This window comes from Posidoniimonas corsicana, from assembly GCF_007859765.1.
GTDB lineage: Bacteria > Planctomycetota > Planctomycetia > Pirellulales > Lacipirellulaceae > Posidoniimonas > Posidoniimonas corsicana.
Window position 1 is genome coordinate 224,844 of the sequence record NZ_SIHJ01000003.1, and the last position, 13,648, is coordinate 238,491.

At 66.9% G+C, this 13,648-nt stretch carries 7 protein-coding genes; 6 read left to right on the forward strand and 1 reads right to left on the reverse strand.

The features are described from left to right. The first annotated feature begins 128 nt into the window (after positions 1–128). From KOR34_RS20320 to KOR34_RS20340, 5 genes are all read left to right on the forward strand, one after another. Positions 129–1,640 (forward strand): hypothetical protein, encoded by a 1,512-nt coding sequence (locus KOR34_RS20320; RefSeq protein ID WP_146567658.1) that lies wholly within the window; start codon positions 129–131, stop codon positions 1,638–1,640. 251 nt (positions 1,641–1,891) lie between these two features. Next, complete coding sequence (locus KOR34_RS20325; RefSeq protein WP_146567660.1) at positions 1,892–3,022, forward strand: 6-phosphofructokinase; 1,131 nt, start codon at positions 1,892–1,894, stop codon at positions 3,020–3,022. Positions 3,023–3,190: 168 nt separating this feature from the next. Beyond that, positions 3,191–4,441 carry an acyltransferase family protein gene (locus tag KOR34_RS20330; protein WP_146567662.1) on the forward strand — a complete coding sequence of 417 codons (1,251 nt, stop codon included), beginning with the start codon at positions 3,191–3,193 and terminating at the stop codon, positions 4,439–4,441. Positions 4,442–4,904: 463 nt separating this feature from the next. Next, positions 4,905–8,270 carry a LamG-like jellyroll fold domain-containing protein gene (locus KOR34_RS20335; RefSeq protein ID WP_146567664.1) on the forward strand — a complete coding sequence of 1,122 codons (3,366 nt, stop codon included), beginning with the start codon at positions 4,905–4,907 and terminating at the stop codon, positions 8,268–8,270. 82 nt (positions 8,271–8,352) lie between these two features. Further along, entirely contained in the window at positions 8,353–10,953 is a 2,601-nt protein-coding gene (locus tag KOR34_RS20340; protein WP_197531622.1) for a LamG-like jellyroll fold domain-containing protein, read from the forward strand. 142 nt (positions 10,954–11,095) lie between these two features. Here KOR34_RS20340 and KOR34_RS20345 read toward each other — a convergent pair whose 3' ends face one another. Continuing rightward, on the reverse strand, positions 11,096–11,527 hold the full coding sequence (locus tag KOR34_RS20345) for a hypothetical protein (protein ID WP_146567668.1): 432 nt from the start codon (positions 11,525–11,527) through the stop codon (positions 11,096–11,098). 1,259 nt (positions 11,528–12,786) lie between these two features. Between KOR34_RS20345 and KOR34_RS20350 the strand changes: the two genes are divergently transcribed. Further along, entirely contained in the window at positions 12,787–13,314 is a 528-nt protein-coding gene (locus tag KOR34_RS20350) for a hypothetical protein (protein WP_146567670.1), read from the forward strand. The last annotated feature ends 334 nt before the right edge of the window (positions 13,315–13,648 follow it).

Sequence of the window (13,648 nt, forward strand, 5' to 3'; positions counted from 1 at the left end):
TACGGGAATTGCCGGTTCCCGTGGCAAGGGATTCCGCCGGGGGCGCGGCGGACAAGCGGCCGACGACCTACAATTACAAGACTCCCTCCCTAGCCGAAACCCGACGATCCTCCGGCCCCGCCCGCAGCATGCGCACCGACCAATTCCTCAAGCACCACGGCGTCACGTCCAACCCGTTCACCGAGGAGGACGCCCAGACCGACCCGGTGTTCAAGTCGAAGTGCCGCGGCACCACGTTCCACCCCGCGTGGGACAAGGTGTTCGGCGAGCCGACCGACCCGGCCACGTCGATCGTGTTCGGCGAGAAGGGCGCCGGCAAGACCGCCATGCGGCTGCAGGTGATCGGGCAGCTGGCCAGCCACAACAAGGAGGTCAAGCAGGGCCGGCTGTGGGTCATCGAGTACGACGACTTCAACCCGTTCCTCGACCGGTTCGCCGACCGCCTGAGCGCCCGCAAGCAGCGCGACCCGGCCAAGGTGCTGGCGGAGTGGAAGCTGTGGGACCACATGGACGCCATCCTGTCGCTCGGCGTGACCGACCTGGTGGACCACCTGCTCGACTCGCCGCACCGCGACGGGCCGGAGGCCAACCGGCTGCGTCCCAGCCCCGGCGCGACGCAGTTCAAGAACGCGCTGGACCGCTCGCAGAAGCGCGACCTGTTGCTCCTGGCCGCCTGCTACGACAACTCCACCGCCGAACCGTTCACGGTCCGCTGGAAGCGGCTGAAGCGGGCGGTCGGCTACGGCGCGGCAAGCGCCTGGGGCGAGGCGCTCGTCGGCCTGGCGGTCACCGCGATCGCCGTGGGCGCGATGATCGCCACCAGCAACTGGGGCTGGCTATCGGCGCCGTGGGTCTACCTGGCGGTCGCCTTCGGCTGGCTGCCCTGGGTCTACAAGTGGGCCCGCCGCCGCTGGATGGCCGGCAAGGTTTCCAAGCACCTGCGGGTGCTCCGCCGCGACGCCGGCAGCATCCGCGAGCTGCTGATGTCGTTCGCGTCGCGCGACCTGCTCAACCAGCCGCTGCCCGACAAGAACCGCACCGACGACCGCTACGAGCTGCTCGGCAAGCTGCAGGGCGTGCTGCGGGCGCTGGGCGTGACCGGCGTGGTGGTGCTGGTGGACCGCGTGGACGAGCCGCACCTGCTCAACGGCAAGGCCGAGCTGATGCGCGACCTGGTGTGGTCCATGCTCGACAACAAGTTCCTCAAGCAGCCGGGCATCGGTCTGAAGCTGCTGCTGCCGTCCGAGCTGGCCGAGCACGTTCACCGCGAGGACCGCGACTTCCACCAGCGGTCGCGGCTGGACAAGCAGAACATGGTGCCCTCGCTCGACTGGACCGGCGAGGCGCTGTGGGACCTGACCAACGACCGCATCGCCGCCTGCAGCGACGCCGACCCGTCGCCCACCATCCGCGAGATGATCTCCGCAGACGTGTCCGACGAGCGGCTGCTGGACGCGTTCCGCTCGCTCCGCACGCCGCGGCACCTGTTCAAGTTCCTGTTCCGCCTGATCTCCACCCACTGCAGCGCCCACAAGGACACCGACCCGGCGTGGAAGATCAACCGCGAGACCTTCGAGTCCGTCCTGGCGGTCTACACCCGCGAACAGGCGGCGGTCGACCGTGGGCTCTCGGTGGGGTAGCGGGAACCGCGTAGCCCGTAGTTTCCTCGAGCCCTCTCGCAGCAACCATCGACGAGGTCCGTTGGCGATCGGGCGCACGGAGCGAACCTGCGTAGCCGACGCACAACCGCCCGCTTCCGCCGGCAGCGGCTCGGGTAGAAGTGGTCGCGGTTTGTTGCTCGCACCTCGCAACCCTTCCCGGTCGCGGCTAACATGGTCGCTGGCGGCCGAGCGAACCCCGAAACCAGAGCCCGAAACCCGAAACCCGAGTTATGGCGAGCCAGCAGTGCATCGGAGTCCTCACCAGCGGCGGCGACTGCCCCGGGCTTAACGCCGCGATCCGCGGGCTCGGCAAGGCCGCGGTCGACCAGTACGAGATGTCGGTCATCGGCTTCAGGGACGGCTTCCGCGGCCTGGCCCTGGACCGCATCCTGCGGATCACTGCGGACCAGCTCTCGGGCATCCTGACCGACGGCGGCACGCTGCTGGGCGCCAGCCGCGACAAGCCCCACAAGATGCCCATCGGCGACCGCACCGAGGACATGACCGACGCCATCGTCAAGACGTACGAGCGGCACGGCCTGGACTGCGTGGTCTGCATCGGCGGCGGCGGCACGCAGAAGAACGCGCTGCGGCTGCAGGAGGCGGGCCTCAACGTGGTGTCGCTCCCCAAGACCATCGACAACGACATCGGCCTGACCGACGTGTCGTTCGGATTCGACACGGCGCTCGGCATCGCCACCGAGGCGATCGACCGACTGCACTCCACCGCCACCAGCCACCACCGCATCATCGTGGTCGAGCTGATGGGCCACCGCGCCGGCTGGCTGGCGCTCGGCGCCGGCATCGCCGGCGGCGCCGACGTGATCCTGATCCCCGAGATCCCCTACTCGATCGAGTACGTCGCCGAGGCGATCAACGCCCGTGCGCGGCGTGGCAAGCGGTTTAGCATCGTCGCGGTGGCCGAGGGCACGATGACCGTCGAGCAGGCCAAGACCATCGACGAGCTGGCCGCCGCGAAGAGCAGCGCCGAGACCAAAGAAGAAAAGAAGAAAGCCTCGCAGCAGCTCGAGGACTTCCACAAGGAGCACGTGGACCACACGCTCAAGCTGACGCACCAGTTGGAGGAGATGACCGGCCTGGAGTCGCGGCTCACCATCCTGGGCCACCTGCAGCGGGGCGGCACCCCCTCGGCCGCCGACCGGCTGCTGGCCACCAGGCTGGGAACCGCGTGCGCCGAGCTGCTGCACGCACGCAAGTACGGCTACATGGTGGCCGCCCGGGGCGACGGCTCCGAGGCCGTGCCGATCATCGAGGTCGCCGGCAACAAGAAACTGGTCCCGCCCGACCACCCCTGGGTCCGCGCCGCGAGGAGCGTCGGCACCAGCATGGGCGACGCGTAGCCTCAGCCACCCCACCCCTACCTAACCGACTCACCAGTCCGCCGATCATTCCCTCCGACGGAGCGCCCGCTCCGTGCGGCATGGATTGCAGCACGCGCACCGGGCCCCCGCCGGCCGCAGCCCACCGGGCGGCGGCGCCCAGCAAGTCGAACGTCACGCGTCACACGTATGGCCAACGCCGACCCCAAGCAACGCCTGCAGGCCCTCGACGTCATGCGGGGCGCCACCATCCTGGCGATGATCCTGGTCAACAACCCGGGCACGTGGGGCGCCATCTACGACCCGCTGGAGCACGCCGCGTGGCACGGCTGGACGCCGACCGACCTGATCTTCCCGTTCTTCTTGTTCATGGTTGGCGTGGCGATGGCCTACGCCTTCCGGAAGTATGAGAAGCAGGGGCCAACGCCGGTCACCGTCGGCATGGCGATGGACTACGCCTTCCGCAAGTACAAGCCGACCGAGCAGCCGGCGGTCAGGCCGGACTGGCCGCGGATCTTGCGGCGGACGCTCACGCTGATCGCGCTGGGCCTGCTGCTCAACGCGTACGGCAGCCTGCTGGGCGCCGCGCTGGGGCGGGGCGAGTTCAGCCTCCAGACGCTCCGCCTGCCGGGCGTGCTGCAGCGGATCGGGCTGGCGTACTTCGGCGGCGCGGTGGTGGTGCTGCTGCTCAAGCCGTGGCTCCGCGTCGTCGTGGGCCTGGCGATGCTGCTGGGCTACGCGGCGCTCTTGATGTACCTGCCGGCGGCCGCGGACTACGCCGAGCGGTTCTCGCCCGAGGGCAACGTGACCCGCGCCGTCGACATCGCCGTGCTGGGCAAGGACCACATGTACACCCGCGCGACCAGCGAGCCGACCGAGCCCGAGGGCCTGCTGAGCACGCTGCCGTCGATCGTCACGGTGCTGCTCGGCTACGCGGTAGGCAAGTTCCTGCAGTGGGGGCCGATCGGCGCGGGGCGGCTGGCGGCGCTGGCGCTCATCGGCGCCGTGCTGACCGCGGCCGGCGTGGGCTGGGACGCCTGGTTCCCCGAGTTCGGCGGCGTGCCGATCAACAAGAAGCTGTGGACCAGCAGCTTCGTGCTGCTGACCGCCGGTTTGGGCACGCTGACGCTCACTGTCATCCTGGCGTTGTTCGACTGGCTCGGCGCCCGATCAAAGGCGATGCAGGTCATCGCGACCGCGTTCACCGCGGTCGGCGTGAACGCGATCACCGCGTTCGTGCTGGCTTCGCTGACAGCCGCCACCCTCGCCCGGCTCCGCATCGGCGACCTCAGCGTGCACGGCTGGCTGTACCAGCACCTGTTCGTCGAGCACCTCGGCCCCGGCGAGGCGGCGTCGCTCGCCATGGCGGTCGCCACCGTGCTGTTCTGGTGGTCGGTGATGCTGGTGTTCTACCGCCTGAAGTGGGTGGTGCGGGTGTAGCTGGTTCCCGCATCCGAATCGCAGGCCTCGCTCTCGCGTCGCTAGGCAACGATGACCAGGCGTCCGGACGCTCGCCCTGCAGCTTGGGGTTGCGCGCGGTGAGCGGTTGCCCGCGGCGTCCTCGGCTGATCCCACAGTGGCTGGGTGGCGATATAAATTTCTGTTACACATCTGCTCGCCTGTTTTCGAGTGGCTGTCTATCATGAGGAGAGGATGCCCCTAGTCGGCGGGCGGCCTACGGAACGGCTGCCCGCAGGAGGTAATCCTTCGTCCCCGCCGCTGGGCGTTCCCAATCGCGGATGCTCGGCGCGTGCACCAACGGCGGCCGCACGCGGGCTGCCTCGCGCCCGGTGCGCACCGTCACATTCCCATCGGCACTGCTTCCCATCGGCACTGCCCGCGGCAGCCCAGTCTGATTGGCGCCGCGGCTGCTCACTCCAAGCCGTCCCAGGACCTTCAGTAAATGACGCAGCGGCTTCGCTCTTCGGTGTCCAACGGCGCCGCCCCCAGCGGGCGGCGGCTCTCCTTCGAGTCGCTCGAGGGCAGGGCCATGCTGAGCCTGACGCACCTCTACACGTTCAACGACGGCACGGCCAACGACTCGGTGGGCGCGGCGCACGGGACGCTGGTGAACGGCGCCAGCATCGTCGACCAGAAACTCGCGCTGCAGAACTCCGGGATCAGCAGCGGCGACGACGCGTCCGTGCAGCACGTGCAGCTGCCGGCGGACATCCTGGTCGGGAACGACGCGACGATCGAGGTTTGGTACGCGGCTGCCAACTCGTCCAACTGGTCGCGGGTGTTCGACATCGGCAACCAGGTCGGCAGCTCCGGCGACAGCTACCTGTTCTTCACTCAGCAGAGCGGCTCGGGCGACTCCCGCGCCGCGATGCGCACCAGCGCGGGGTCCGAGGTGGTGGTCACCACCGGGACCTCGGACGACGGCGCCCAGCACATGGCCGCGGTGGTGATCGGCGGCGGGCGGCTCCGGCTGTACATGGACGGGCAGGAGGTGGGGTCGTCGCCGCTTAGCGGCCGCACCACCGCCAACTCGATCAACGACACGCTGAACTACCTGGGCCGCTCGCTGTTCGACGGCGACCCGGGGTTCACCGGCCTGATCGACGAGGTCCGCATCTACGACAACGCGCTGTCGTCCGGCGAGATCGCCGCCCACGCGGCGGAGGGGCCCGCCGTTGACGCGCTGCCCGGCGACTACGACTACAACGGCGTCGTGGACAACGAGGACCACGCGACCTGGCGGCTGCAGTTCGGCATGTCCGGCGCCAACCTGTCGGCCGACGGCAACGGCGACGGCGTCGTGGACGCGGCCGACTACACCGTGTGGCGCGACAACCTGGGCGCCGGGCAGCAGGACCCGGCCGACCAGCAGCTGCACGACGAGTCGCTGTCGGTCGGGACGCTGCTGAACACCACGATCGAGCTCACCGGCGACGCCCAGCTCCACATCACCGGCACGGGGAACCCGATCAGCGGCAGCGAGATCCGCCTGAACTCCACGGACGCTTGGCTGTTCTTCCCGAACCTCAGGCCCTCGGAAGTCAACGCCGAGCTGCTCTCGCAGATCCGCGTCAACGGCAAGGCCGCGTTCCACGGCATCACGGTCCGCGTGGTGCAGTACGAGCTGGGCGCGGTGGTGATCCCCCACGGCTACGACTTCCAGCCGCTGCAGGCGTTCACCGGCCCGCAGTTCACCGGCGAGTCGGCGTCGTTCGGGCTGTACACCTACTACAACAACCCCGGCGCGCTGGGCGTGATGCAGCAGGACGTCAGCTCGTTCACGCTCAAGCGGGGCTACATGGCGACCATTGGCTCCGACGCCAACGCCCGGCACAGCAAGGTCTACGTGGCGCAGGACTTTGACCTCGAGGTGTCGCTGCTGCCCGAGGAGCACGACAACGAGGTGCAGTTCATCCGGGTGTTCCCGTGGCGCTGGGTGGCGAAGAAGGGAGCGTCGGACATCGGCCCCGAGACGCTCGACGCCGCCTGGTTCTACAACTGGAACAACAGCGAGGACTCGTCGTTCGACTACGAGTACGTGCCGATCCGCCAGCAGCGGTGGTGGCCGGGCTACCCGACCGACAAGCCGGACGTGACCCACCTGCTGGGCTTCAACGAGCCCGACAACCCGGTGGAGGACGCGTACCAGACCCTGAACAACGGCTCGGTCGACGCCGCGATCGCCGTCTGGCCCGAGCTGCTCGCCACCGGCCTCCGCGTCGGCTCGCCCGCCGTGACCGACGGCGGCAAGGCGTGGCTCTACGAGTTCATGGACAAGGCGATCGCCGCCGACCTGCGCGTCGACTACATCGCCATCCACAACTACCAGGCCAACCACTCCGCCGCGTCGTTGCAGAACTGGCTCCGGGACATCTACGACCGGTACCAGCTGCCGATCTGGATCACCGAGTTCAACAACGGCGCCAACTGGACCGGCGGCGCCGACCCCACCTACCAGCAGAACGCCCAGTGGGTGGCCGACGTCACGGACATGATGGACAACACGCCGTGGATCGAGCGGTACTCCATCTACAGCCGCGTCGAGGCCGTCCGCGAGATGACCTACTCCGACGGCAGCCTCACCCCGGCGGGCCAGGTGTACCACGACAACGCGTCGCCGGTCGGCTTCGTGCAGGACGTGCTCGCGCCCGGCCCAACGTCCGGCCGCGGCATCGCCCAGTACGCCTTCGACGGCGACGCGCTGGACGACTCGGGCTACGGCTACAACGGCCACGTCGCGGGGTTCGCCAACTACGAGGGCGACCGCCAGCAGGGCGTCGTGCTCGACCTGGACGGCGCCACGAACTACGTGCAGCTGCCCGAGGGCGTGGCCAGCGGCGACGAGTTCACCTTCGCCGGCTGGGTGAACTGGGACGGCGGCGGCAACTGGCAGCGGATCTTCGACTTCGGCAACGACACGTCGTCCTACCTGTTCCTGACGCCGTCCAACGGCTCGTCGATGCGGTTTGCCATCAAGGACGGCGGCGGCGAGCAGGTCGTGCAGACCAGCCCGCTGCCGGTCGGCCAGTGGACGCACGTGGCGGTGACCCTGGGCGGCGGCTCGGCCAGGCTGTACGTGAACGGTACGCTGGCGGCGACCAACAACTCCGTGACCATCCGGCCCAGCGACTTCAACCCGACCCGCAACTACCTGGGCGATTCCCAGTTCGCCAACGACCCCCTCTTCAACGGCCGGCTGAACGATGTGCTGGTCACCGACTACGCGCTGACCGGCGCCCAGATCGCCGCGCTGATGACCAACACGCCGCCCGCGTTCGCGGCCGCGTCCCTGACGCTCGGCCCGGCCACTCGGAACGTGGCGTTCTCCGATTCGGTGGCCGGCCTGGCGACCGACCCGGACGCCGGCGACTCGGTCACCTACGCCAAGGCCAACGGCCCCGCGTGGCTGACGGTCTCCTCGACCGGCGTGCTCTCGGGGACCCCGACCGCCGCCAACCAGGGCCTGCAAGAGTTCGTCATCGCGGCGACCGACTCGCGCGGCGCGGTGACCTACACCGTTCTCACGATCCCGGTGCAGGACGCGACCGCGCGGGGCATGGCGTTCTCGCTGCCGGCGGAGCCATCCACCGACAGCGGCGCCGACACGCCCGCGGCCATCCAGACCGCCGCCGCGCCGCTGCCGACCGGCGACCCGAATCTCCTGCTGACGCTCGACCCGCAGGCCGACCCGGCAGAAGACCCGTGGGCGGCTCTCGGCGAGCCCGCCGCCGCCGACACAGACGCCGGCGAGTGGGCGCCCGCCGACCTCAGCGCCGGCGAACTCGACACCGCCTTCGCCGGGCTGTGAGGTGAACCTGGCCGGAAGCTCCTCCCTGGCCATGCCTTTACCGCGTAGCGCAATGCTGGCTCAACACAGGACGACCCCTCGAATGACCTTCTTAGGCGCGCGAACGGGTGGATTCCTTGCACTGGCGCTCGCTGGGGTATTGGCCTCGCGTTGCTGTACGGCGCAGACGCTCTCGTTCAGCTACTCGTCCGCCGGCGTGACCACGGCGATGACCGACTGGGGCGCCGACACCGCGTGGCCCAGCGCCAACAACGTGCGCCAGAGCATCCAGCACCTCGGCCTGGATCAGATCGACGTGATGCGCGTTAACTTCTACTCGGACGAAGCGCTGCAGGCGAATGGGTCCATCGGGCCCTTCTCCATGGCGCGGCTGGACAACCAGCTCTCGCTTGCCGCGTTGGCGGGCGACAAGCCGATCTCGATCGTCCCGCACCTCGGCGACGCTGTCCCATCGGACCCGAGCCTCACCGCCGGAACCAATCCCTACTACCGCAGCGGCAGCCAATTGAACGAGGCTCGCTGGGTCGACCTGCTAAGGGCCACCCAGACGTACATCCAGAGCCAAGGGTGGACGGTCGCCGAGATCGAGCCGTTCAACGAGCCCGACTTCGACATCCCCGGGATCAACCCAGAGCAGGGGTCCCCGCAGAACCTGCTCAACGTCATGAACGCGATGAAGGCGGACGCGTCGTTCGACGGCGTCAAGCTCGTGGGCCCCAGCACGTTGAACGCCAACGTCTTCCCATCGTGGTGGAGCGTGGTCAAGGGGCCCGCCGACTACGGCTCATCCCACGCGCTCGCCGGATCACGCGACGACTACGTGAACTTCATCCAGCAGGTGCAGGCCGAGGGCGACACGGTCTACAACCCGGAGATCCACAGCATCGCCGAGATGCTCTACGGCGCCAACTACGGGATGCAGGGCGGCATCTTCTGGGGGCCGAACTACTTGTCCCGCGGCCTGCTGGTCAACTCCATCGCCGACGGAAAACGCCTGGCGTACGCCGAGAACCCGAACCCCGCGTACAGCACCGCGGCGGCCGTGTACCGTGACGCCGACGGCGCCGTGCGGGCGTTCGCGGGCGGCTTCGAGCGAGACTACCAGGGCGACCCCTCGACCTACCGCGTGATCAGCACAGATCAGGACCTCTACTTCAACGGCGTCGGGCCGATGCGCGAGTACACGATGCGCGCCGCGCAGAGCACGCACGGCTCCTACGTCGAGATCGAGGCCGACGAACCCGCCGTGCCCGCGCTGGACGGACACCGGTGGAAGATCGTGGAGTTGGCGCAGGGCCGCGCCCTCGAGGTCGCCGGCGGCGGGGTGGGGGACGGGATCAACATCCAGGTCGCGCCACTGCTCGCCAACGATTCGCCGAACCTGGCCCGCCAGACGTGGGACATCGTGCGGGTCAGCGACGACGGCACAGACGGCGTAAAGAGCGAGAACGAGGAGGCCACCGGCTACTACCAGTTGCTCAACACCAACAGCGGCGGCTCCGCCGAGGTCCGCGACTTTTCACTCAACAACGGCGGCAATGTCTGGCAGTACGGCCAGGGTGAGTTCGACCTGCGGCAGTGGTTCATCGAACCGGCGGGCGACGGCGCGTTCCACCTCCGCAACGGCTACAGCCACAAGTACCTGTCAGCGCAGTCCTCCTCGTCGAACGTCAACCAGAACGACCTCATGCGGGGGTCTTTCCAGAAGTGGCGGTTTGTGCTCGCTAACCCGGCCCTCAGCGAGTCGGTGGTCGCGCGGTACGGCCTCGACGCGAACCCGAACGACAGCAGCGGCTCGGGCAACCACGCGTCCCCGACCGGCAGGCCGGGCTACGTTACCGGGAAGGTCGGCGACGCGATCAACCTGGACGGCGTCGACGACTACCTCACGCTGCCCGCCGGGGTGGGCAACAGCGAGGGGATCACCGTCTCCGCGTGGGTCAACTGGGACGGCAACGCGGGCTCTGGCCTCGACTGGCAGCGGATCTTCGACTTCGGCAACCCCAGCGCCGGCCTCCCCCAGGAGTACATGTTCCTCACGCCCCGCAGCGGCAACGGCGGCGTCCGGTTCGCCATCTCGGCCGGCAGTTCCGCCGGCGAGCACTACCTCGAAACCACCGACCCGTTGCCGACCGACGAGTGGGTGCACGTTGCGGTGACCCTGGGAGGAAACACGGCCGTACTGTACCTCAATGGCGAGCCGGTCATCGCCGGCGACGTGTGGCTCAACCCGGAGGAGTTCGGCTTCTCGCAGAACTACATCGGCAAGAGCCAGTGGAACGACCCGCTGTTCAACGGCCGCATCGACGACTTCCGCATCTACGACTACGCGCTGCACTCGTCGCAGATCGCCAGCCTGCTCAACCCGCTGCCTGGCGACTTCAATGGCGACGGCGTGGTCGACGCCGCGGACTACACGGTGTGGCGCGACAACCTCGGCGAGATCGAGAACGGCGTCCCCCTGTTTGGGAACGGCGATGGTGGCGTCGTGGGCCAGAGCGACTGGGCGATCTGGGCCGCCAACTTCGGCGCCTCGCTCAGCAACGGCGGCGGGGGGGAGGCATTGTCGAGCGCCCCCGAGCCCTCGTCGGTGTGCCTAGCAGCGATCCTCGCGCTGCTCTGCGGTGGCCGCGGGTTCCAATGGACGCTTGGTCGCGACGGCTTCACTGCCATCTCCAAGTAAGCGACGCACTGCTCTGCGATCAACGCACGCGACGCCGCATCGGTCGCCACACCGGCAAGAGTTGGCTAGTGCGTAGCCGCGCGCCGTGCTAACACCCGGTAGCGGGTTAGCCTGCTTCTTGTTGCATCGCCGTCCAGCGTGCCTACCCGCGGTCGCGCGTAGGCGTGGCGCCCGTCTGAGCACCAGCCTTCGCAAACACCAAGATCAGAAACAGAATGCCCAGCCAGAGGAATACGGGATAAGTAACGATCGTAGGAGGCCGGCCGTTGAGACTGAATGAATCAGGCGCGTTGGCAAAGGGCGAGATGGCGAGAATCGCCGTGCCAAACGCCAGCAACACGATGAGGGCATTCGGCTTCCGACGACTCCGCAGCAGGTCAAGCAGTGCAACCGAGGCGACTACGCACGAAGCCACGGCAACAGCAAGGACAGTGAAGCCAATCCAGTCGTGCGCAAGTCGGGCGACCGACACCCCGAACGCTTCCAGCGAGAGGCCGCCTTCGGCGGCAACGATGGAGAACCATGCCGCGAGTGCGACCTGAACACCGAGAAGTAGTTTTGACCTCACTGACATGATCGCGAGCCAGATTCTCGTTAGACAGAACCTTATCCAGGTAGCGATTCCATTCTAACCACGACCCGTGCGCTGGGACAGCTTCAGTGGTCTGGACCACCGCTCAAGGTTGGAGGCTTTCAAAACGGAATCGGTGTGAAACACCTGCGCGCCGGGTAGCACCGACTTTAGTTCGAACGCTTCCTGTCGCAAGCGACAACGAAGGGCTGCCGGTCGCGTCGGGCAAGAAGTACGTGCTCCGGACGGACGTGTTCTACTCACTCGCGGGAGGCTAGGGCGCCCTTAGCGCGGTTGTGCCCGCGACTGGGCGGTCGCGATTCGCCGGCTCGACCGCCTGTGGAAGGTGTGCAGGACGGTGAATCCAACGCAGGTTTGGCGGCCCCGATACTGACCGAGGTTGTGAAAACCTCAGCGAGTTCGGACGTTCTCTCCGGCGCAGCGGCCGATGCAACCTCTTTGACTTCGAGCGGGAGCGCAATGCGATCAGTTCGGCCTGCCTCAGCAGCAAGTGGTTCATCATGATGAACGTCTCCGCCCCTCTGCCAGTCGTCTGGTACAATGGGCCTCAGGAACGCGGCTCAGCCGCAAACAGCGCGAACGCTGACGCCAACCAACAGCGCAGGCGGCGGAACGATTCCGCCTGACCAACGGAGCATGTTCCAGCCATGGCGATCAAACTCCAATGCGCGTGCGGCAAACGACTCACCGCGCCCGAGTCGGCGACCGGCGAGCGAGGCAAGTGCCCAAAGTGTGGGCGGGAGTTTTCGATTCGAGAAGCGCAACCGACCGCCCAGCAGGCTAGTGCGGCAACTCCAGCGATGCCCGAGTCCGGCTTACGTATCGTGCCGGTTTTGACTGGTGCGACTCTTGGGGGCTTGTGTGCGTTTGCAGTTCGACAAGCTCAAAGCCTCGATGCCTCCGACGAAGTGAGTATGACTCTTGTGGGGGTTGGTGTCTTTGCCTGTCTGGGGGCGGTCACTGGTTATCTCTGGCAGGGGCGATTCCCGCGAATCACCTTCTCCGCAGTACAAACAGGCATCCGTCCTTACCTTGCGTCGCGACTGCTCGGAAAATTTGATCGTCCCAAGACAATGCCCGCCAATGAGCCAATCCCAAAAGGGTTTTGGTTCGGTACTTGTATCCGGCGAAGTCGCCATCAGTACGTTCGCCATGTGCGAGGTCCGTTGGGTGTGATTGCGGGGCTTTGCGGCACGGCAACCGGCCTGATCATCATCTTGCTTTCGCTAGTCATACTATTCATGGCAGCATCCACGGTTCTCTCTCTCCTAGCTTGGATAACTGGCTTTCTGCCGGAGGCCGTAGCGCCAGCAGGCAGTGATTGGCAGTCCACCGCACTCTGGCTGCTTGCGCTTCCGCTTTCCTTTCTCCTCGCATTCTGCGGCGTGCTTGTCGTCCGTTTCGCTGGGTACGGACAAATAGCCGCGTACAGCACCTTCTTCTGCGATTTCGACGCGGGGAAGGTCTATGCTTGGAGATGGTACCTGGGAGCGTACAAAGGTCTGGAGCACGCCGATCTCGCAAGAATCGATCGAGTGGGCGTTTTCGAGTGTAAAGAAGCGCGATCGGGCGAGGGTGGTGGGACCGAGACCGTATACTACGTCGCACTGTTTCAGGACGAGAGACCAGTGCTTTCCGTCCAGCGCTATTCATCACTTATGGCATGGAGAGCAAAGTCTCTTGCCAAAGAGATTGCGGAAGTTCTGAAGAAACAGTGCGACACCAATCCAACCACACGAAGGCTTCATAGAGGAAGCTCCTCGAATTGAACCTACTTCGTCCGCGTGCCTATACGGCGGCGGATAGCGCGACTTGGCTTCAACTCCGTGGGTCGCCTCCTCGTCGCCCTTCACCTTGTGGACCGCCAGCCCTCGTCTTCCCATGGAGTGGCATCCCGACGACCTCTCCCAGCGAGAGCGTCGGGCTTAGTTGTCCCGAGTCCCAATCGACTGAGGTAGACGTCACCGAAATCACTTGCGCAATGACTGACCTGAGCGAGCGAGGATGGACCAGCCGACCTGAGATAGCCCCACCTAGAACGCGCTGAGGTGTGCCCAACCTCGGCGCTTTCAAGAGTCCCGAATCTGACCGAGGTTGTGACAA